This is a genomic window from Chitinophaga pinensis (genome assembly GCF_007896845.1).
GTDB classification, from domain to species: Bacteria; Bacteroidota; Bacteroidia; order Chitinophagales; family Chitinophagaceae; genus Chitinophaga; species Chitinophaga pinensis_C.
The window spans coordinates 242,255-262,319 of record NZ_VOHS01000008.1; the positions used below are offsets into that span (position 1 = coordinate 242,255).

The following is a 20,065-nucleotide window of genomic DNA, read 5'->3' on the forward strand; positions in this document are numbered from 1 at the left end:
TTCTATTTCCGGTGTAAACCAGCGTAATGCAAATCCATCTCCCTGCGGGATAAAAATGCGGTCTCAGCCACAGCATTCTCCCTCGCAAGTAACAACAGCTGTTCATCCGGCAGCCATTCTTCCAAAGGGATAACGCAGGCAGGATTACCGCCAAAAACATCTGCAGTAAATGCGTCAACCTGATATAAATTCAATTCGGTCATGGGAAAGGGTATTAAACGTAGAAAGTCAGCAAATTGCTGACTTTCTACATAGTAAGATAAAATATCGTCTGACTATTCTTCATCTTCTTCATCAAACTCATCTTCTTCCAGCCATTCAAGATAAGAATAGTACCATTCTTCCAGCTGTCCGAGTAACTCTTCTTTCTTACCCGGATCGTTCTTAAAGAACTCATCCACGTTATCCAGTTCAGCAACGATATCAATATGACCGTTTTCCTCGTCTTCATCAACACGTTTAGCGAAGAAACGGGGTTGCTCTGTGTGGAAGATATACTCATTGTCAGGATCCGTAACAGGATCATCAGCAATCATAAACTTGGGTAACTTTGCCATATTAATATTGTTTTATTTTAACATTAAAAGTCCCACAGGGACCAGACAAAAGTATCGATTAATCAATTACAGCCAAAACAGTTTTTAGCTGCTGCAGTCGTAGTTACCCTATGTTCCCGATTATCCTGTTCAATACGCTGATCATCAGATTATACTCTGCTTCGGTGATACCATTCAACATACGGCCTGATCTCTCTTGCTGCATAATTCCTATTTGCCGGTACGCTTCCATTCCTTCCGCAGTGAAGATACATTTATCCTCCACCGAAACAGTTACCCAGCCCCGATCAAGCATTGATTGTATAATTTCTCCGAATTGCTGTACGGAGACCGTTGACTTTATTTCCTGAAAAAACTCCCAGGTAACAATACTTCCTTCATCTGCGATCCGCTGCATGATCATCCAGTGATGACGGGAAATAGAAAGATCTGCAAATTCATCATTTAAAAAAGCAGTAATACGTTTGTCTGCTTCTTTCAGATACCAGCCAAGCGGCTTGTTAGCTTCCATAGTGTAGTTGTTAAAAATAGTAAGTAGGACCTGTTATTTAATTTTTCTGATAACTGACAGGTGTTTTTCCTGTCCATCTTTTAAAAGCTCTTGTAAATGCGCTCAGTTCATTGTACCCCAGCATATAGGAGATTGTCTTGACGGCATAACCGCCTTCTTCAAGGTAATGTATGGCCAGTGATTTCCTGACTTCGTCTGCTACATCCTGATAATTAATTCCTTCTTCTTTTAATTTACGTTGTAGTGTTCTCGGACTGACATTAAAATTAGCTGCGATCTCGCTCAGAGATCTTATTCCGAGATAAGCATTCGTCAGCAGGTATTGATGTATTTTTTCTCTTAATGAATCGCCTTCCGTGCTGTTATGCGCAGCCACCTTCTGTAGCAGCGTACGTTGTATTTCATAATTGGCACTCAGTAAAGATTCTGACCAATAGCGATTGTCAAACACCAGCGCATAGTCGTCTGTACTCTTTTCTATATTACAGCGAAACACACGTGTATATTCGGCTTCCTGTTCTACTCTGTAAGGCAGTTGTACTGCTTCCGGCTTCACTTTACGCAACAACAGCCCATCCAGTTCATGCACAACAAAGACCATAAACAGTTCGATTGTTTGTCTGAAAACAAACATATCCGTCCGTTCTGTCAATGGCAGAAATCGTATAATAAAATGAGACTCCTTCCGCTCAACAATCACGCGAAACAAATCAGTAAGAAGGTGTGACAATGCGGCCGCCTGCTCTACTGCCTCTCCGACAGTTTTACTTGTCCGGATAATTTCCCCTACAATTCCCAATGCGGACAATTGTAATGACTCTCCGAAATGCAGGCCAAACATGGTATCGTCTGCCAATGTACTGGCTTCCCGCCACAGATTATTCAGCTGTTGATTATTGATAATATAGTCTCCGGTACCCTGTAATGCCGGCAGATCTATACCAGCCAGACGACATAACTGTATAGCCGGCACATCACGCAAAGCTGCGTATGCAATAAGATTCAGTACAAAACGCCGGCGCATATTCTCCATAACCTGTCGCGAAATGGTAATTATTTGTCGTATAAAGATAATAAGCCCCCGCCTTATCGGAAATAGTTTTGCATTAAACAATCACCTAAATAAAAACAAACAACATGGAAAATCAGGCAAAACAGGTAGTGACGCAATTTCTGACTGCGGTACAGCAGGGAGACAATCAAACACTGGCAGCTTTACTCGATCCGGCTGTAGAGTGGGAACAACCCGGCAATAACCGTTTCTCCGGTTTTAAAAAGGACATTAATGAGGTATTCCAGATGGTGGGCGGTATGTTTGCTCATACCAATAATACGCTTGCACTGGCAAAGGTCAGGGAGATGGCAGTAAGTGGCAACAGTGTGGCTTGTCTTATTCAATGGACAGCGGAAGGGGCGGCAGGCACTACATTGAATGTGGATAACATTGACGTTTACACCGTTACGGGCGGCAAAATTGTCAAGGCGAAGATCTACTCCACAGATCTGGAACAGGAAGACCGTTTCTGGGGAAAATAAATTAATCTGGTAAAGTAACTCCTTGGCACACTATTCGTTCTATAAGGCAAAAACCAGTCACATGAAACTATATTTTGCAGCTGCAGCCTTACTGACCATGCTAAGTTGTCAACAATCCGGCAATACCAGCTCTGAAACGGAAGGGAAAGACAGCACAGTTACCGCTCCTGATCCGGCCATCATAGCAGCAGGTCCTCAATGCTTTACCCGTATCTCCGGCAAGGATACTTCTTATCTGCAGTTCCATACAGACAATGAAGTAATCAATGGCGAGCTGGAATACCATCTCTTTGAAAAAGACAAAAACCAGGGTACGATCACCGGTACGATCAATAATAACATCATTGAGGCGGAATACCACTTTATGAGTGAGGGACAGACCAGTTTAAGGCCTGTTGTATTCAAATTGGAAAATAACAAGGCATATGAGGCTATTCCGTCTTCTTTGGATAAGGAAGGTGTACCTGTATTCGAAAAAGACCTGACGAAGCTGAAATATGAGGAAACTCCTTTTGTAAAAGGAGATTGCAAATAATCTGTTCCTTTCAGGAAAAACAGCGCCCCACGATTGAATCGTGGGGCGTTCCGTTTTTTGTAATGGTTGGTTGATAGGGTTTCAGGATAGTTATAGATGCTATCATCGTATAAAGACGTCAACTACTTTTCCGGGGAGACCATGTGTCTGATTAAGAATATTGCCGTTCTTCCCGGTACTTATATCAAGGGTGTAATAACTTCCATCGGTGCCTGCAATCATTTTATTCACCTCATCCATTACTTTGATCATGGTCACGTCTTTGCCACCAAAGTTCGCATCCAGCTGTCTGATTTCCTGATTAAGCGGATTGTAACGATAGATCTTATCATGAGAGGTGAAGTAAAATACACCTAAGGCCGAGGACTGCCATTTGGTTTGTGCTGTCATCAGACTGTCTCCTTTAAACTTACGTTTGTAGAGGGTTTTGAACCTTGAATTTCCTTCCAGAAAGTTCAGGGCGAACTTGAGTTCATACGTCTGACCAACACTGTCACAAAAGGCGTATACATCGTTTTCTGTAATCTTCTCAAGATCCAGCAGATCCATCTTCAGATCCTTTGGATTAAACAGTGAATCTTCCTGTGTATAATTTGTACCGAAATAGGTTGTACGGTCAAAACGCAGGAAACGCTTCTTCGCTTTATCAAAACCGAGGTAGTATAAGCCTTTATCATTGCTGGTAAAAACAAGGTCTCCGGACAGGTTATAATCGCCTGCAATCGGATTACTGAAATAACCATAATAGGTACCGAAAGGCGCTGTTTCTACTGTTCCGAAGTACAATTTATCATTCATTACAGCAGTAGTCGTTCCATCCAGCAACTTCTGAAAATAAGAGGGGCGGATCTCTCCCGGTGGATCATAAAAATTCTCCTTCAGGTATTTCATACGTTTCAGATCATCAGGGCTGATCTGCACCGCAGGATTAGTACCTCCGGCACACACGATCCAGTAAGAAAGCGTTACGTTCAGATAATACTGGTTACGCAATGGTACTATCTGCAATGGATTTGTACCCAGACTTTCACCATTGATTGCCGGATACAGATCAGGTTTCACAGAACCATCCGGCTTAACAAAGGAAAGTTTCGCCTGTCCGCCTTCATCAGAAAGCACCAATGTGCCTGAAGTAAACTCTGTTTTACCGTTGATGAAGAATTCGTAGAAATACTTCATACCGGTTGTATTGTCCTTTACGGTCAGGATACAGCTGTATCTGTTTGAACCAAGACCATACAAAATTCTCAGTGCAGGCCCATCGTAATCATCCGAACGGGCTTCCGAAGGGATCTGTATTATCCAGTGGCAGGTCATATCAGTTCTGCCACCCGGAAGTGTTATTTTAGGCACGATGATCAGACTATCACCGGTTAAAACAGTATAGGCTGTATCCAGATTGGAAATAACCGGCTCTTCGACTTTTACATAATCATAGTTCCCTTTATCCTTGAAGCAGGATGACAGAACGGGAAGCAAAGCAGCAATAAGTATATAAAAAAGTGATTTCTTCATTGTTGTAAGTTTTGCCTAGATACGTTTACCATTTTCATCCCTGAAATAATATCTGCCATCATCCGGGTTCAGTTCCAGCTTGTATTTATTATCAGGGTTCTTGCTACTGTAGAAATAGTAAAAACCGTCTGTCTCTTTCGTAATGACATAACCCTCTGTGGCGAATTGCTCTACCCATTTAAAAGGATCGAGCAGGAAGGTTTTGAAACGTCTTGTGTGATAGAGTGCCTTCGGAATCGTGTTGAAATCCTGCAAATTTGTACCCAACTCGGTTGCCCCGGATACCCTGATGAAAAGCTCGTGTTTCACACGGGAGTAGTCTCCCAGTTCACCAGCCCAGGTGTTCCACCAGTTTGGTTTTTCCAGTCTGTTGGAAAACTTCACAATACCTTTATTCTGCAGTTTGAAGGAGACACCGAAGTCTTTGGATGCTTTCAGGGTAAGGCCGATGGTGAGTGTTTTAGACTTTAACACGGTATCCTTGTTATAAAGGATCAATGGTACCATACATACACCTGAATCCGACGGCATGACATACTCTTTTTCCAGAGCTTTGAAATCCAGACCTGATTTCGCAGTAGTACTGCTATCTACCGTTTCCAATATAAAGGTGCGTTCGTGTGAAACACGAAAACCTGAAATTCTCACCGGCACATATACGGTATCTTCTCCTTTATCAGGGAAATAGGCGAATGAATACAACAGACTGTCTGTTTTATCATTCGGATCATCAGGTGTGAAATCAAAATAAACGCTCTCTGTTGTATCAAATAAAGGAGTTTCGTCTTTCTTGCAGGCAAACAAGACCATACAGCAAAGAACTCCGAATAAATAAATCTTTTTCATCTGGCCGTAGGTTTTTATCTGTTACCGAATTGGATTTCATCATCAGGTAAAGGGAATACGAACATTTTATTCGTAGCCGGATACTGGATACCCGCCAGCCCTGTTACTGCCCTGTTAAGACGTTTATACATGTAGAAGATCTGACCTTCACCATAAAACTCCTTACGACTTTCCTTTACAAGCTCTGTCATGAATACATCTTTTGAACGCTCTTCCGTAATACGGGTACCTATACCTCTGTGAAGCCTTACTTCATTAAAGTAATCCCATGCTTTTGCAGGATCAGTATCAAACGTACACTCTGCCGCGATATAATACATTTCGCTCAGACGGATAGCTGGAGCCATCTGGTAGTGGATGTTCGCATCACCGTCACGGTAGTATTTTTCGAGCTGTAAACGGGTACCAAGACCACCACTCTGCTCACTGAACCATTGTTTGTAACGGAAGTCGTCTCCACCAACACCACCGGTTTCGTACATATTCTGCCCTTCAGAGCTGGTAATAAACAATGCGCTTTCACCATTTCTGAAGCGGCTGTTCAATGCACCAGACATATTAGGTACATACCACCCGAACAGTAATTCTCTGTAGAGGATACGATCTTTCTTTTCATCATTCGGATTAAGGAAATCATTCTGACGCGTCCATGGGAACTTATTCGAATTAATTACCTCAAGCGCATTCACCAGTGCGTTTGCCTTATCGCCTTTATAGAGATAGACTCTTGCCAGTTCACCACAAACAGCATAATAGTTCAGACGATGACGGCGATTCTGCAGAAACAAAGCACCTGATTCTTCTGTACTGGAATCTTTTGCAGGATAACCAACTTTATAACCGGCATCCAGAATCGGATCAGATACTTTCAGTAATGCTTTTGCCTCGGTCAGGTCCAGAATAGCAGAATCCAGTACCTGACGTACACTTGACATAGGTGTAACCTTTTTGGAGAAATCCATTACATATGGAATAGCCAATGCATTCGGATCAACCACATAAGACGGACCGAACAAACGCAGCAGGTCAAAATGGAGGTATGCTCTCAAAGCTAATGCTTCACCTTTGATCAGTGAATATTCCTTACCGGCAAATAATTTCTCCTGTCCTTTTATATGATGTAGTATCAGATTACTGTTTGCTATAGCAGCATACAGCGCTTTCCATGCATCGTCTCTTCTTCTCATGAAGTTCTCCTCTGCATAGTTATACAAGGAGGTCTGTTTATAAGCCTGTGGATCCTGACTCGTAATAACATAGTTCTGTGCCAGCACATCCAGAAAACCACAAGTGATCTCCTTACCGTAACTATCTTCCTGTGTACAACGGCTGTACACACCGTTCAGTGCTTCTTCAAAACCTGATTGTGTGCTGAATAAAGCCCCCTGCGACACTTCTGATTTCGGCGTTACATCCAGCCATTTACTGCAGGACATCAAACCGGTCGCCATCACTATTATAAGTGTATAATATTTCTTCATCTTGCTGCTTTTTAGAACTGAGTAGATAATGAGAATGTAAATGTTCTCGCAAAAGGATAGTCAATACCTCTTTCCGCATCTATAGTGGATGTTCTCCACACATCATTCATGTTCAGTGAACAACGCAGGTTATTCATCTTATAACGTTTGGCCACAGCCATCGGAACGTTGTATGCCAGATAAACAGATTTTAATTCTATTGCGTTATCACGTTGTACAAAACGGGAAGATGTACGGGTAGAACCCTGATCAGCGATGTCTTTGTACAGTGCATGATCACCCGGTTGTTTCCATCTGGATTCCAGTACACGACTATCCACATTATATCTTGGATCTGCATTCTCTACGCGGTCTACCAATGTCTGGTTATACAGATCACCACCACCTTTTGTATAGAATCTTACTTCAGCCACCCAGTTGCCATAATACAGGCTACCACCAAATGTACCTTCCAGTCTGGTGGTCATATCACCAACAGGCACCATGTCTTTCACACTATAAGTATGCGTATAGGTACCGTCTTTCTTCACAAATATCTCTTTACCATTTTCCGGATCTATACCCATTGATCTTACTGCATAAATAGTATTCAGTGACTGTCCTTCCTGGAAGCGCAGCAATGGAACAGAATTCAGATTAGGATCACTCTCCTGCTTCTCATCCACTTTATCATTGTAGCTCTTCAGCGCATTGGATATCTTGGTGATCTTGTTTTTATTTGTCACAAGGTTAGCAAACAGGTTGAAAGACCAGTTCTTTCCTCTCAGCACATTACTGCGGACGTTGATCTCAAAACCACGGTTCACCATTTCACCAAGGTTCGCTTTGTAATCTGTAAAACCGGTAGACGGAGGTACGATGATATCTGCAAGCAGGTCTTTAGTAAGTTTATAATAATAACGTGGCGCAACATAGAAACGACCATTGAACAGGTCCAGTTCCATACCGGCATCATAGTTTTTGGTACGTTGCCATTTCAGGGAAGAGTTACCATATGTTCTGAAGATGGCACCTACACCGGTAGAGTACCAGTCATTGCTATAATACTGATAAGTAGTGTTAGATAAATAAGATGGGAAGGATACATCACCAGTCAGACCTGTTGTAGCTCTCAGAGTCAATTGTGAGATCACTTTACGAGGAATGAATTTTTCGTTGTGTACATTCCATCCCAGACCATAAGACCAGAAAGTAGCCATACGGGAGTCGGTACCAAATTTGGAGGATCCGTCCAGACGTACGGTACCGTCCATCAGGAACTTGTTTTTATAGGAATAGTTCACATACAGGAAAGATCCAATCAGCCGATCCTGTGTGTATTCTCCACTTGGAGAACCGTCTTTTTCATAAGTACGGGCAAACTCGATCTGAGAAAATCTGTCATTGGAGAAACCTTGTGCTGTGAAAGATTTCGCATCATTACTTCTATCCTGAATATTTGTACCTAATGATACGTTCAGAAAGTTAGACCTGATCTGTTTTGCATAACTCAGTGTCAGACTTCCATCTGCCTGCCAGAAATCTTCATCCGCATAGGTATACTTACCACGGTCTTTCAGGTCGCCACCCGTTACATTATAATATTCATTGCTGAATGGAGAGGTGAATTTATCTGCTGTAGATCTTCTCTTTGTCAGGGAAATCTGTCCTCTTAATCTCAGTGCGGGATTAATCGTCCATTCACCGGAAAATGCATCCATGAATTCCACATACTGATTCTTTTCCAGACTACCTGTTGTTGCCTCATACATCGGATTCAATACGGCATCAGTTACAGCACCGCCATTAGCACCACCGCGATAACTCCATTTATCTACTTCACGTAACAGTCTGCCTGTAGAATCCGTTTTTGGATAGTAAGGGTTCATTCTTACATAGTTGGAAAACTCTCTGTAAGGAGATTCTCTTCCATCTACCTGTGTGATGGACATCTGGTTTCTGAACTGTATTTTGTTCTGCACATTGTAGGACAGTGATGCGGCGAGACCATAACGTTTTCTGTAAGAACCTTTCATTACACCGTTATTGGACTGGTAACGCATATCCAGTCCATATTTCACAACAGGTGTACCACCTTCAAGGTATAAGGAATGCTTGTGTCCGAGATCTACCTGTAATGGCTGTGATAACCAGTAAGTATTTACCCCTGCGAGTACATTTTTCTTTTTCTGATAATATTGCTGTTCCAGTTCGAGCGGCGCGTCGACGTTATTTGATTCATACAGCTTAGCCAGTCGCTCATACTCCAGTTTTTCTCCTGCATTCAGTACGTGATAGTCGGAGAGATCTGGCGCATTCAGGGTCATCTCATAACCATAGTTCACAGCGAGTTTACCTTCTTTTGGTGCTTTTGTACGAATTACCACAACACCGTTCGCTGCTCTGGAACCATAGATCGCTGTTGCGGCAGCATCTTTCAGTAAGGTCATAGATGCAATCCTGTTTGGATCGAGGTCAAACACTGTTTGTACATTCACCTCATAACCATCAAGAATAAAAGTGGGCTGATTGGTAACACCGGTCAGCATACTGTTTCTCGTCAGTTTGGATACATCTGCACTTGGTAATGCGGTGGTACCCCTTACATTGATATTAGGAATTCTGTTTGGATTGGAACCCAGTATATTGTTTTCAACCAATTTAAAGGAAGGATCATATGCCTGTAAGCTGCTCAGTACATTCTGTGGATTTACTTTTTTGATATCGTCAGAAGTAAGCACTGTTGCAATACCAGTAAAACTCTCTTTTTTGATCTCATAATACCCGGTTACTACCACGTCTTTCACTGCCTGTACGTCTGTCTTTAAGCGTACATCCAGTTTATGCTGACCCTTAAGAATAATTTCCTGTGATTTGAAACCAATAAAGCTGAAAACGATATGTGCACCTTCAGGCACATTCTTCAGTTCATATTTACCATCATTGGAGGTATGTACACCATTGGAGGTACCTTTTACAACAACTGTTACGCCCGGTAAAGGAATCCCTGTATCATCCGTTACGATACCTGACAGAATGATCACTGCCGGTTTTGCCTGTTCTGCTGTTTCTTTTTTTTCAACAGGTGCCGCTGGTTTTGGTGCAGGTGCTGTGCCTTCCTGTTTGTAGATGATGAACATATTAGCACCTGACTCTTCAGCTTCCAGTCCGAGTGGTTTCAGAAACTGGTTGAGATACTGAATGAATTTAACAGCAGGTCCTTTGGCGGCAGGTGCTTCGGTCTGAATACTACCAATAGACTGACCAACATAGTTAATATGCACCTTATACCTTGTTTCCAATGCAACAAGGATATCTTTTAATGTTTGTCTTCCCTTGGACTGATTCAATCCTGTTGCAGCATACAACTCCTGCTGCGTGTGGTAGTGTATATTATCTGAAGCAGCATACCCCGTGGCCGGCAACAGTAATAACAGGGCAATACGATTCCCTATACACCTAAAGTAATTTCCAGGCATAAGCAATAGATTAAGGTTGGTAGGTTGAATTTTTATTGACTAAACTTCACTAGGTTGTTTTTCTCCTGATGCTGTAGTTTTGATTGTCCTTCTTTTCGATCACCACATGTAAGGACCGTGACAGTGTTCTGAAAAATATTTCTACATCTGACATTGGTATACTACCTGTAAATAACTCCTTCTGTAGTTCCTGCTCTTCGATCGTTATGTTAATCCCTAAGTTTTCGTTTAATACTTCGGCTACTTCCGCAATAGTTGCTTCATTGAAGACAAGCATATTGTCGGGCCATGCGTTATAATCGGCCGGATTCACCTTCCGGCGTGATAACTGATTTGTTTTGGTTGAAAAGGTCACCATTTCACCCGGCTTCATGCTCAGGTCCTGTTGTCCTTCGCCATTCAGTCTGAGTCTTACGGCACCGTTATTAAGTACCACACGTGTCATAATACGTCTGGTACTGACATTAAATGCAGTTCCGATCACCTGTACGTCCACGTCTGAAGTATGTACGGCAAATGGTGCATTGTGGCTTTCGTGGAGAACGGTAAAAAAGCCTTCTCCATCTATCCATACATCACGTTTGCCATCACTTCCCATGTTGAATCTGAGCTTTGAATTGGCATTCAGTCTCACCACGGAGCTATCCGGCAAAGTGATTCTTCTGGTTTCACCATAGGGTGTGACGTAGCTGACCTGTATGGGCTCTTTCTTATGCATTAAATACCACGAAGCAGCAGTTACAGCCAATACACCGGCAAATGCCGCCGCATAGCGCCATGCAATGAAAATTCGCCTTTTTTCAGGTACCTGACGGATGGAATAAGCAACGCGGCTCCAGACTTCTGCCTGATCTTCCGCTGTAGGTATATGCTCTTCCGGGCCGATCATCAGCAGGACATCCCGGGCCTGTTCTACAGTAAGACGTTGATCTGGGTTTTCACGCAGCCAGGTTTCCCAAAAGACATTGGTTTCGTGATCCGGATCTGTGATCCATTTCCGAAACATTCTGTCATGAAGAAACTCCCTTACTGTGTAATCTTTATAATCCATAATCAGCGTTGTTCCTGATAGGCTTTAAATACATAAAGCAATGAAATCAAAAAATCTTAGCGTCTTTTTCGACTTTTTTTTAAAAAAACTATAATTTCTTTAGAAACCATTGGGTCTATACCCTGATATGATCAATAAAGTCATTAATTCTCCACTGTGGCTCTTGAGATAATTCAATGCTTTCGACAACAGTACATATGTAGAATTAACGCTTAGTGACATAATTTCGGCTGTCTCCTGTGTAGACAGACCTTCATAATAACGCAGGTACAAAATTTCCTTCTGCCGCTTCGGTAACTGATCAATTACTTTAGCCAGCTTAAGGTTGCGCTCGTTATTGGTTTGTTCATCGATTAGCCGTTCCTCGTAGGAAGGCATGTGTGACTCCTGTGCAACAGGCTGCTGTTTAAACAGATTGAAAAGCCCCTCAGCCTTGCTATGTTTGACAATATTCCGCTTGAGGCTGGCAAACAGGTAGAATTTGATACTGTCCGTCACAGAAAGCTGTTGACGACTATGCCATAATGAGGTAAAAAGATCGTGTATACAATCCTTCACGAGGCTGCTGTCGGCCTGTATCTTCATTCCGTATTTGTAGAGTGATGCGAACCATGTATCATAAATGAAAGCCAGTGCGCCTTCATCGCTATCTATCAGCCTGCTCCAGAGCTCCTGATCTGAAAGGTTCTTATACCAGATCTCCTCCAACTATTACCGTTTACCGTTAAAATTAAAATATACTATACATATGGTGGCAGTCTAAAAATATGGAAGATGTTGCTGGCATCAAAATTGAATAATAATATTCATACTGACTTTACACAACTTTTAAAATCTATTGTTATGATCTCGAGAACATTGCGCATAGGATTTGTTGCTGCTTCAGTGACAATCGCCGCCCTTCTTGCCGGCCATACCAGCATGGCTCAGGGTGTAGATAGTACCGCTAAGAAAATAGGCAACAAAACCGCTTCTGTGGCCGTAAAAGGAGCCATGAAGATCACCGATAAAACATATAAAGGAAAAGAAGGTCCCGGTGGCCAGACTGTGTATATAGACAAAAAAGACAGGAAGTACTACGTGGATGAAAAAGGTAAAAAGGTCTATCTGAAACCTTCTGAGATCCGTGATAAGCAGGAAAATTAATACAAGCAATAAAAAGGGACGCCGGATGGCGTCCCTTTTTATATAAGTCATTTATAATCAACCCATTTCACTCAATTCCATCCAACGCATGCCTTTTTCGTCCAGTAACCGGATAATCTCACCTACACGACGTGAAAGTGGCTCCAATTGCTCATAAGGCAGCGTACCGGCTCCCATTTGCTCATCGATAGTCTTTTTTTCTGTCTCCAGTGATTCAATCTCCTTTTCCAGTAGTTCCAGCTCACGTTTCTCTTTAAAAGACATTTTCTTAGCGGCCGGAGCGGGCTGTGGTGCTTCTTCCACTGGTTTGACTGCTACTTTTGTCTCATTACGGCTTTCTTCCTTCTCTTTCTCATTCTGGTCTTTCTCCCAGTCTCTGTACTGGCTATAGTTACCCGGGAAGTCACGCACCTCACCGGCCCCTTCGAATACGAAAAGGTGGTCCACCAGTTTATCCATGAAGTACCTGTCGTGCGTTACAATGATAATACAACCCTGATAAGACAGCAGGAACTCTTCCAATATACTCAGTGTTGGCAGGTCAAGGTCATTGGTCGGCTCATCGAGTATCAGGAAGTTAGGATTACGGAAAAGAATACTGAGCAGGTGTAGCCTTCTTTTCTCACCACCGCTCAGTTTGGAGATATAAGTGTATTGTTTTTCAGGCGTAAACAGGAATAATTGCAGGAACTGGGCGGCACTTACCTTGGTACCATCTGCCAGCGGGAAGTTTTCTGCGATGTTTTTCACAAACTCAATCACACGCATGTCTTCTTTAATAATAAGACCACGCTGATCGTAGTTACCGAAGATCACCGTTTCCCCGGTATTGATCTTACCGGAATCCGGTGCTTCAATACCCTGCAGCATATTCAGAAAGGTGGATTTACCCACACCATTTTTACCTACAACCCCTATTCTTTCTCCTTTCTTGAAGGTATAGTCAAATCCGTTCAGGATTTTCAGATCTCCAAAGGCTTTATAGACTTTCTTGAGTTCGATGATTTTTCCTCCCAGACGGCTCATTTTCACGTTCAGTTCCAGCTGCTGTCTTTCCAGCCGTACGCTGGCCTTTTCCTTTACTTCTTCAAAAGCGTCAATTCTGGACTTGGACTTGGTGGTACGGGCCTTTGGCTGCTTACGCATCCATTCCAGCTCTTTCCGGAAGGTATTGCGGGCTTTTTCTACACTGGCGCGATCGCTTTCCTCACGGGCAGCTTTCTTCTCGAGGTAATTTTCGTAGTTCCCTTTATAAATGAACAGCTGTTGCTGATCCAGTTCCATGATTTCGTTACAAACACTGTCAAGGAAGTAACGGTCGTGCGTTACCAGCAGCAAGGTCACATTTTCCTGATCCAGATAGTTCTCCAGCCATTCAATCATGTTGATATCCAGATGGTTGGTAGGTTCGTCCATGATCAGGAGGGTGTGACGGTGTTCAAAACCTATGTCAATCAGCACCTTCGCCAATGCGACACGTTTCAGCTGTCCACCAGACAGGCTGCCCATACGTTGATCCAGATGATGGATGTTCAGTTTACCGAGGATCTGTTTGACTTTAGAATCGAAATGCCACGCATTCAGTTCATCCATGCGCTCAATAGCAGCCGTCAGTTTATCCAGATCCGGTTCAGCTTCCTGATCGTCTGTCAGCAATTCATAATCTCTGATGGCAGCCAGCACAGGGTTTGACTGTGAAAAGATATTCGCAGAGATCGTCTTCTGTGGATCAAAATCTGACTGTTGTTCCAGCATTACCACCGTCACGTCTTTATGAATCCAGACAGTACCGGCATCTGGTGACTCCTGCCCGCACAGAATGCGTAGCAAGGTGGATTTACCGGCGCCATTCAATGCGACCAGAGCTATCTTGTCCCCTTCTTCAATGTGAAAAGAAATATCCTTGAAAAGCGGCCCTGCGCCGTAAGATTTAGTGAGTCCTTCAACCGTAACGTAATGCATGGCGCGAAGTTAGTAAAATGTAGGGACGCCTGACAGTTGGAATAAAAAAAGCCTCCCGGTATCCCGGGAGGCTCATATAAAGCTTTCAGTATGACTAAAGATCGTAATAAAGCTGACGGAAAGAACTTCTCAGACCAAACTGGAAAATCAGTTCTTTCTTATCCCAGTTGCTATTGCTTTCCTTTCTGGCGGTCACAGATGCTTCCAGACGAAGGTTATACTTCGGATTCAACAGGTAAGCAGCCGTTCCCTGTATATACAGGAAATTAGTCTTAAGCCCCTGACCGATATGGTTGCCATAATCCACGGTACGTGTGAAATAGGACTTATTGATATCCTTACCATAGTTCACACCGGCGGTATCAAGACCGTATTTCGCCACCGTAAGCTGTCCACGCAGGAAGATCCGCTTGTATCTGTAATCAGCAATATTTACCCACTCCACGAAATTGGCTCCCATCGGGTGAGCCAGTGGCTGGTTATAATGCCCGTAGTTGTTCAGTGTACTACGCTGAGAATATGTATATGGCCGCGCTGCATTCACCTCTGTCAGGAAGTTGAGGTTACGTACCTTGAACAGGTCATTTGAACGGAAACCAAACTGGCCGCCAAATTTGTTACCCCACCAGCCTTTACCACCAGTAATCTGGTCCAGTTTAAACTCATCCAGTACAAACTGGCCGTAAATAGTACTGTTGCGGGATATTGCATATTTCGCGTTCAGCCCCAGGATTGCATTGTCGGGTGACCCTACAGAGAACTCCACAGGACGCAGGAATACGATAGGATTCAGGTAACTCGCATCAAAACCACGCTTACCCGTTGAATCGGAATCCTGCCAGATCACCGCTTCGAATAAACCGATAGAGAGTTTTTTACTCACGTTCCAGTCCAGATAGTTGAATACCCCCCATTTTTTACGATATCCATTGTCATAAGACGCTTTAGGATATTGCATATCAATGAACTGTGCCCACATAGTGGTATACTGCACCTTACCTACATTAGCAATGATCTTCAGGAACGGGTAGTTGAACGCGGCATCAGACAGCAACATAGAACGGTAACCGTCTCCGATGAAGTTCTTATCATAGCCTAACTGCAGATCAAAATGTTTACCTGCCTTGTAGTTGATTAATGCGGAAGCATAAGCGTAGTCGAATTTGGTCTTCTTATAGATCTTCCATTCGCCTTGTCCCGGTACAATTCTGTTATCCCATCCAAATTCATCAAGATATTTAGGCATTTTTGCCTGATTCTCATAGAATTCAGATCTGAATGTCAGGTTCTTACCAATAGTACCGCCAATAACGAAACCACGGGTATTTGTCCAGACAGTACCATTGTCACTACTGTGACCAACAATAAGGTCAGGGAGAATACTTCCATAGAAAGTATAGTCTTCTCCTTTTACTTCCAGAAGGTGTTCCCGGAATAATTTGCGATAGAGCCAACTTTGCTTACGCGTAGTATCTCCCTGCGGGAGATCAAAAGAAGGCTCAATAGAATAATCTCTTTGGGAAGAGTGGTAGCCGTTGCTGTCAGATACGGATTTATAAAATCCAAGGGAATACTGACGCCCGATACTTTGTGCGCGAACGGTAGAGCTCAATGAAATTCCTAAGCAAACCAGAACAAACACAGGGGTAATACATTTCTTGAACATAAGGAACAATTTGCTTGCCAGTTGCAAATATAAGAGATTAGCTTTAGCCGCCATAGTCCGATATTTTGAACCCGGACGAACCAAACCCACACATTATTTAAATAGACTATATAGGCCGCAGCTGCTATTTGTATATCGTCCACCGGACTCCCCGATGATAAAGTCCGCCAAAAAGTGCTTTCTTTGCTGTACAATTTATACGAGTTATTTCCCCATTGGGATTTTAGTTATTTATAACCAATCTGATATATTAATGCGCACTTTCGCACCAATTGTGTTATTTGTTTACAATCGTCCGGCACACACCGAGCTTACATTGGAAGCATTAAGCAAAAACGAATTTGCAGACCAGTCCACACTTTATATTTTTTGCGACGGTATCAGGAAGAACGAATCGCCTGAAAACCTTGCCAAAATAGAAGCAGTGAGAGCGGTATGCCGGAAAAAGCAATGGACGAAAGAAGTGATCATCCGTGAAAAAGAAGCCAACTCCGGACTGGCAGCTTCTATTATAGACGGTGTAACAGAATTGGTGAATAAATATGGTAAGGTAATCGTACTGGAAGATGATCTGGAAACCTCTCCCGGATTCCTCAGATATATGAATGATGCACTGGATCACTATGAGCAGGAGGAAAAAGTGATGCATATCAGCGGCTATTGGTTCCCTGTAAAGAATAGTCAACAGGCGCTTCCGGAAACTTTCTTTTATCGTACGACCAGTTGCTGGGGATGGGCTACCTGGAAGAGAGCATGGGATAAACTTGAAACAAACTCCTATGATCTGAAGAAACGTATTGGCCGTATGGATGATGGTGTACGGAAATTTAACATAGAAAATACCTATACACACCTCAATCAGCTGGAGCACAATATTACCGGACAGATAAACACCTGGGCCGTAAAATGGTACGGAAGTGTATTCCTGAACGGAGGTCTGTGTCTGCATCCGAATGTATCGCTTGTCAATAATATCGGCTTTGATAATTCAGGTGTACACTGTCAGCAAACCTCTATATATGACTGGCCGGCACTGGCCGACAGCATAAAGGTATCCGGCATTCCGCTTAAAGAAAGTGATGAGGCCATCAGACTACTCAAACCTTTTCACCGTAAGGTAAATGGCAGCCTCTTTAAACGTGCCAAAAGGAAAGCCCTCCGCATGCTCGGACGTCAGTCTGCCTGATTACGCTATCCTTATCACTACATTTATTACTCATATACGTCTCTCCGGAACGTAACAATATATAACAGACGAACCGACCGGTTCATCAGGTTTCCAAATGAAGATTCTACATATCAATACCTTTCTGACAGGAGGCGCAGCTGTAGCAGCGCTGAAATTACATCGTGATATTTCCAATGCCGGGATCGAATCAAAGCTGCTTTGCCTGCATGGTAATACCGACGATGCAGCCAGCATATATAAGGCCGAAAAAAAGTCTCCGGCCAAAACTATTCATTATACCTGGTGTAAACTCCAGTATAAAATGATCATGGCGACTCCTATCCGTAAGCCTAATCATGAAGCATTTTCCTTTCCGTATTCCATGTATGATCTTGCAGCAGAGCAACTCGTGCAGGAAGCGGATATTATCAATCTGCACTGGGTATCCGGATTTGTAGATATCCCTTCTTTCTTCAAAGCGATTAAAAAGCCTATCGTCTGGACATTGCATGATATGAATCCTTTCTCCGGAGCATTTCACTATGAGGATGATGAGTTGTTTAACACCTCCGCGATGTTGGGTAATATCAACAGGCAGATCAGACAGATCAAAGAAAACACTTACGCACAGACTGACAATCTGAATATTGTTACGCCTTCCAAATGGATGATGGACGAGTCCAGTGCCAGTCGTATGTTCTCACGTTATCCGCATACCATATTCCGCTTTCCGTGGATCCGGGTGTATTTACTATGACGGATAAACAAAAAAGCAGAGAGGCCTTAAATCTGCCACAGGATAAAATCATCTTCACCTTCCTGAGCGACCGTCTGGATAATAAACGAAAGGGGCTGGAAATATTGCTGCAAAGCATCAATCTGCTACCTGAAGAAGATAAAAGTAAGGTGCTGATCGTTAATATCGGACAGGGTGATTATCATCTTCCCTCAGTTGTAAATGTAGGCAGGATCAGTGATCAAAAGAAAATAGCACAGATCCTCAGTGCGTCTGATGCGCTTATGCTTCCTTCCAGAGAAGATAATTTCCCGAACGTTATGCTGGAGGCAAATGCATGCGGATGTCCTGTTATAGCATTTCCTGTTGGTGGCATCAGAGAGTTTATCAAAGAAGGGTTTAACGGATTAATGGCCAAAGAAGTGAGTGCAAAATCATTCAAAGAAATATTGCAGACCTTTGTACGGGAAAAGCCTTCATTTGACAGAGCGCAGATCAGAGAACATGTGGTAACCACCTATTCACCAGCAAGACAAGCGGAAAGCTATATCAGTTTTATAAAAAAGTTGCTCTCAAATAACAGCAGCTATCTGTTATATAAAACAAAAACGCGGATACTGCTATCAGCAATATCCGCGTTTTTTTTGTCAGTTATGATCAGAATTGATCTTTCACTTGTTCGTAAACAGATGTGATACCTTCTTTCAGTCCGATAGATGCTTTCCAGCCAAAGCTGTTCAGTTTACTTACGTCCATCAGCTTTCTGAATGTACCATCAGGCTTGGTGTCAAATACGATGTTGCCTTCAAAGCCAACAATATCCTTGATCAGGAGTGCAAGGTCCTTGATACTGATATCACTACCTACACCGATATTTACCAGACTTCTCATTGTAGTGTTCCATCAGATATACGCAGGCATCAGCCATCATCTGCATGCAGGAATTCACGCAATGGTGTACCGGTCCCCCAGATAACAACTTCCGCCGCGTTATTCTTTTTAGCTTCATGAAACTTTCTGATAAGTGCAGGTAATACATGCGACTTATTCAGATCATAGTTATCATTCGGGCCATAAAGATTAGTCGGCATTACAGAAACAAGTTACTGCCGTACTGTGCTCTATAAGCGTCGCACATCTTGATACCTGCGATCTTAGCGATAGCATAAGGTTCATTCGTTGGCTCCAATAAACCAGTCAGCAGATAATCTTCCTTCAGCGGCTGAGGCGCCTGTTTTGGATATATACAGGAAGAACCCAGGAACATCAGTTTTTGAACCCTGATTTATAAGCATAATGGATCACATTATTCTGAATAGCCAGGTTCTCATAAATAAACTCAGCTCTGTAGGTATTGTTGGCCATGATGCCGCCTACTTTTGCTGCGGCCAGAAATACATAAGCTGGCTTTTCTTGATTAAAAAACTGTTCTACCAGCTGTTGGTTGGTCAGATCCAGTTCTTTAGAAGTACGTGTAACGATATTCTCATAACCCGCCTTCTGTAATCTTCTTACGATAGCAGAGCCTACCATTCCGCGATGCCCGGCTACATATATTTTATCCTGCTGCTGCATTATTATTCGTATTGATTTAAGATGTTATAACCTGCTTCTTTCAGCATTCTCACGTTTAAACAGTTCCAGATCTGAAGCTACCATCTCTTTCACCAGTGCAGGCAGGTCATATTTTGGTTTCCATCCCAGCTTGGTCATTGCTTTTTCCGGATCACCGATCAGCAGTTCAACTTCTGTCGGACGGAAATATCTCGGATCGATCGCTACTATTTCCTGACCAGCAGTAACACCGGTTACATTCGCAGCAAGCTCTTCACATATCCTTTTTCATCCACACCTTCACCTTTGAATTCTACTTCGATACCTGCTTCTGCGAAGGCCA

General features: G+C 42.9%; 20 protein-coding genes and 2 pseudogenes. 6 read left to right on the forward strand and 16 right to left on the reverse strand.

Annotated features, from left to right (window positions below; genetic code table 11):
* Positions 1 to 2: 2 nt before the first annotated feature.
* The 4 genes from FEF09_RS32830 to FEF09_RS11255 form a co-directional block, all read right to left on the reverse strand.
* Positions 3 to 203 (reverse strand): PhzF family phenazine biosynthesis protein, encoded by a 201-nt coding sequence (locus FEF09_RS32830; protein WP_261387415.1) that lies wholly within the window; start codon positions 201 to 203, stop codon positions 3 to 5.
* 72 nt (positions 204 to 275) lie between these two features.
* Positions 276 to 557 carry a hypothetical protein gene (locus FEF09_RS11245; RefSeq protein ID WP_146305195.1) on the reverse strand — a complete coding sequence of 94 codons (282 nt, stop codon included), beginning with the start codon at positions 555 to 557 and terminating at the stop codon, positions 276 to 278.
* A gap of 103 nt (positions 558 to 660) precedes the next feature.
* Positions 661 to 1,068: a MarR family winged helix-turn-helix transcriptional regulator gene (locus tag FEF09_RS11250; protein ID WP_146305196.1), complete on the reverse strand. Its 408-nt coding sequence runs from the start codon at positions 1,066 to 1,068 to the stop codon at positions 661 to 663.
* Positions 1,069 to 1,105: 37 nt separating this feature from the next.
* On the reverse strand, positions 1,106 to 2,101 hold the full coding sequence (locus tag FEF09_RS11255; RefSeq protein WP_146305197.1) for an AraC family transcriptional regulator: 996 nt from the start codon (positions 2,099 to 2,101) through the stop codon (positions 1,106 to 1,108).
* A gap of 104 nt (positions 2,102 to 2,205) precedes the next feature.
* Between FEF09_RS11255 and FEF09_RS11260 the strand changes: the two genes are divergently transcribed.
* Together FEF09_RS11260 and FEF09_RS11265 are read left to right on the forward strand one after the other, a co-directional pair.
* Positions 2,206 to 2,604 carry a nuclear transport factor 2 family protein gene (locus FEF09_RS11260; protein ID WP_146305198.1) on the forward strand — a complete coding sequence of 133 codons (399 nt, stop codon included), beginning with the start codon at positions 2,206 to 2,208 and terminating at the stop codon, positions 2,602 to 2,604.
* 61 nt (positions 2,605 to 2,665) lie between these two features.
* The gene (locus FEF09_RS11265; RefSeq protein ID WP_146305199.1) at positions 2,666 to 3,139 is read left to right on the forward strand and encodes a hypothetical protein; all 474 of its coding nucleotides are present in this window, start codon (positions 2,666 to 2,668) and stop codon (positions 3,137 to 3,139) included.
* A gap of 102 nt (positions 3,140 to 3,241) precedes the next feature.
* On the opposite strand, the gene FEF09_RS11270 is transcribed toward FEF09_RS11265, so the two are convergent.
* The 6 genes from FEF09_RS11270 to FEF09_RS11295 form a co-directional block, all read right to left on the reverse strand.
* Entirely contained in the window at positions 3,242 to 4,654 is a 1,413-nt protein-coding gene (locus tag FEF09_RS11270) for a PKD-like family lipoprotein (RefSeq protein ID WP_146305200.1), read from the reverse strand.
* A 15-nt stretch (positions 4,655 to 4,669) separates the two neighbouring features.
* Positions 4,670 to 5,500 carry a DUF4843 domain-containing protein gene (locus tag FEF09_RS11275; RefSeq protein ID WP_146305201.1) on the reverse strand — a complete coding sequence of 277 codons (831 nt, stop codon included), beginning with the start codon at positions 5,498 to 5,500 and terminating at the stop codon, positions 4,670 to 4,672.
* A gap of 14 nt (positions 5,501 to 5,514) precedes the next feature.
* Entirely contained in the window at positions 5,515 to 6,981 is a 1,467-nt protein-coding gene (locus FEF09_RS11280) for a RagB/SusD family nutrient uptake outer membrane protein (protein WP_146305202.1), read from the reverse strand.
* Positions 6,982 to 6,992: 11 nt separating this feature from the next.
* Entirely contained in the window at positions 6,993 to 10,439 is a 3,447-nt protein-coding gene (locus tag FEF09_RS11285) for a SusC/RagA family TonB-linked outer membrane protein (protein ID WP_146305203.1), read from the reverse strand.
* Positions 10,440 to 10,488: 49 nt separating this feature from the next.
* The gene (locus FEF09_RS11290; RefSeq protein ID WP_146305204.1) at positions 10,489 to 11,490 is read right to left on the reverse strand and encodes a FecR family protein; all 1,002 of its coding nucleotides are present in this window, start codon (positions 11,488 to 11,490) and stop codon (positions 10,489 to 10,491) included.
* A gap of 99 nt (positions 11,491 to 11,589) precedes the next feature.
* The gene (locus tag FEF09_RS11295) at positions 11,590 to 12,198 is read right to left on the reverse strand and encodes an RNA polymerase sigma factor (protein ID WP_146305205.1); all 609 of its coding nucleotides are present in this window, start codon (positions 12,196 to 12,198) and stop codon (positions 11,590 to 11,592) included.
* A gap of 135 nt (positions 12,199 to 12,333) precedes the next feature.
* On the opposite strand from FEF09_RS11295, the gene FEF09_RS11300 reads away from it, so the two are divergent.
* Complete coding sequence (locus FEF09_RS11300) at positions 12,334 to 12,636, forward strand: hypothetical protein (RefSeq protein ID WP_146305206.1); 303 nt, start codon at positions 12,334 to 12,336, stop codon at positions 12,634 to 12,636.
* A gap of 57 nt (positions 12,637 to 12,693) precedes the next feature.
* On the opposite strand, the gene FEF09_RS11305 is transcribed toward FEF09_RS11300, so the two are convergent.
* Together FEF09_RS11305 and FEF09_RS11310 are read right to left on the reverse strand one after the other, a co-directional pair.
* Positions 12,694 to 14,598 (reverse strand): ABC-F family ATP-binding cassette domain-containing protein, encoded by a 1,905-nt coding sequence (locus FEF09_RS11305; RefSeq protein WP_146305207.1) that lies wholly within the window; start codon positions 14,596 to 14,598, stop codon positions 12,694 to 12,696.
* A 94-nt stretch (positions 14,599 to 14,692) separates the two neighbouring features.
* The gene (locus FEF09_RS11310; RefSeq protein WP_146305208.1) at positions 14,693 to 16,264 is read right to left on the reverse strand and encodes a hypothetical protein; all 1,572 of its coding nucleotides are present in this window, start codon (positions 16,262 to 16,264) and stop codon (positions 14,693 to 14,695) included.
* A gap of 253 nt (positions 16,265 to 16,517) precedes the next feature.
* On the opposite strand from FEF09_RS11310, the gene FEF09_RS11315 reads away from it, so the two are divergent.
* The 3 genes from FEF09_RS11315 to FEF09_RS11325 all read left to right on the forward strand — a co-directional run bounded on the left by FEF09_RS11315 (position 16,518) and on the right by FEF09_RS11325 (position 18,863).
* Entirely contained in the window at positions 16,518 to 17,450 is a 933-nt protein-coding gene (locus FEF09_RS11315) for a hypothetical protein (RefSeq protein WP_186774295.1), read from the forward strand.
* A gap of 97 nt (positions 17,451 to 17,547) precedes the next feature.
* The gene (locus FEF09_RS11320; RefSeq protein ID WP_146305210.1) at positions 17,548 to 18,189 is read left to right on the forward strand and encodes a hypothetical protein; all 642 of its coding nucleotides are present in this window, start codon (positions 17,548 to 17,550) and stop codon (positions 18,187 to 18,189) included.
* Positions 18,186 to 18,863, forward strand: coding sequence for a glycosyltransferase (locus tag FEF09_RS11325; RefSeq protein WP_186774296.1), 678 nt, complete (start codon positions 18,186 to 18,188; stop codon positions 18,861 to 18,863). Before FEF09_RS11320 ends, FEF09_RS11325 begins: the two co-directional genes overlap by 4 nt.
* Here the strand turns inward: FEF09_RS11325 and FEF09_RS32835 are convergent.
* From FEF09_RS32835 to FEF09_RS34490, 4 genes and pseudogenes are all read right to left on the reverse strand, one after another.
* Positions 18,826 to 19,059, reverse strand: a complete 234-nt coding sequence (locus FEF09_RS32835) for a hypothetical protein (RefSeq protein ID WP_261387416.1) — start codon at positions 19,057 to 19,059, stop codon at positions 18,826 to 18,828. The genes FEF09_RS11325 and FEF09_RS32835 overlap by 38 nt on opposite strands.
* 29 nt (positions 19,060 to 19,088) lie before the next feature.
* Positions 19,089 to 19,259 carry an NAD-dependent epimerase/dehydratase family protein gene (locus FEF09_RS32840; RefSeq protein ID WP_261387417.1) on the reverse strand — a complete coding sequence of 57 codons (171 nt, stop codon included), beginning with the start codon at positions 19,257 to 19,259 and terminating at the stop codon, positions 19,089 to 19,091.
* Positions 19,259 to 19,743 (reverse strand): annotated as a pseudogene (locus tag FEF09_RS34725) (NAD-dependent epimerase/dehydratase family protein). The gene FEF09_RS32840 and the pseudogene FEF09_RS34725 overlap by 1 nt, the downstream one beginning before the upstream one ends.
* Before the next feature lie 141 nt (positions 19,744 to 19,884).
* Positions 19,885 to 20,004: pseudogene (locus FEF09_RS34490) on the reverse strand (hypothetical protein); the annotation flags it as partial.
* Between the last annotated feature and the right edge of the window lie 61 nt (positions 20,005 to 20,065).

Bases quoted from the DNA above. Each gene is read 5' to 3' on its own strand.
- FEF09_RS32830 (WP_261387415.1), bottom strand. From the start codon at position 203: ATGACCGAATTGAATTTATATCAGGTTGACGCATTTACTGCAGATGTT.
- FEF09_RS11245 (WP_146305195.1), bottom strand. From the start codon at position 557: ATGGCAAAGTTACCCAAGTTTATGATTGCTGATGATCCTGTTACGGAT.
- FEF09_RS11250 (WP_146305196.1), bottom strand. From the start codon at position 1,068: ATGGAAGCTAACAAGCCGCTTGGCTGGTATCTGAAAGAAGCAGACAAA.
- FEF09_RS11255 (WP_146305197.1), bottom strand. From the start codon at position 2,101: ATGGAGAATATGCGCCGGCGTTTTGTACTGAATCTTATTGCATACGCA.
- FEF09_RS11260 (WP_146305198.1), top strand. From the start codon at position 2,206: ATGGAAAATCAGGCAAAACAGGTAGTGACGCAATTTCTGACTGCGGTA.
- FEF09_RS11265 (WP_146305199.1), top strand. From the start codon at position 2,666: ATGAAACTATATTTTGCAGCTGCAGCCTTACTGACCATGCTAAGTTGT.
- FEF09_RS11270 (WP_146305200.1), bottom strand. From the start codon at position 4,654: ATGAAGAAATCACTTTTTTATATACTTATTGCTGCTTTGCTTCCCGTT.
- FEF09_RS11275 (WP_146305201.1), bottom strand. From the start codon at position 5,500: ATGAAAAAGATTTATTTATTCGGAGTTCTTTGCTGTATGGTCTTGTTT.
- FEF09_RS11280 (WP_146305202.1), bottom strand. From the start codon at position 6,981: ATGAAGAAATATTATACACTTATAATAGTGATGGCGACCGGTTTGATG.
- FEF09_RS11285 (WP_146305203.1), bottom strand. From the start codon at position 10,439: ATGCCTGGAAATTACTTTAGGTGTATAGGGAATCGTATTGCCCTGTTA.
- FEF09_RS11290 (WP_146305204.1), bottom strand. From the start codon at position 11,490: ATGGATTATAAAGATTACACAGTAAGGGAGTTTCTTCATGACAGAATG.
- FEF09_RS11300 (WP_146305206.1), top strand. From the start codon at position 12,334: ATGATCTCGAGAACATTGCGCATAGGATTTGTTGCTGCTTCAGTGACA.
- FEF09_RS11305 (WP_146305207.1), bottom strand. From the start codon at position 14,598: ATGCATTACGTTACGGTTGAAGGACTCACTAAATCTTACGGCGCAGGG.
- FEF09_RS11310 (WP_146305208.1), bottom strand. From the start codon at position 16,264: ATGTTCAAGAAATGTATTACCCCTGTGTTTGTTCTGGTTTGCTTAGGA.
- FEF09_RS11315 (WP_186774295.1), top strand. From the start codon at position 16,518: ATGCGCACTTTCGCACCAATTGTGTTATTTGTTTACAATCGTCCGGCA.
- FEF09_RS11320 (WP_146305210.1), top strand. From the start codon at position 17,548: ATGAAGATTCTACATATCAATACCTTTCTGACAGGAGGCGCAGCTGTA.
- FEF09_RS11325 (WP_186774296.1), top strand. From the start codon at position 18,186: ATGACGGATAAACAAAAAAGCAGAGAGGCCTTAAATCTGCCACAGGAT.
- FEF09_RS32835 (WP_261387416.1), bottom strand. From the start codon at position 19,059: ATGAGAAGTCTGGTAAATATCGGTGTAGGTAGTGATATCAGTATCAAG.
- FEF09_RS32840 (WP_261387417.1), bottom strand. From the start codon at position 19,259: ATGCCGACTAATCTTTATGGCCCGAATGATAACTATGATCTGAATAAG.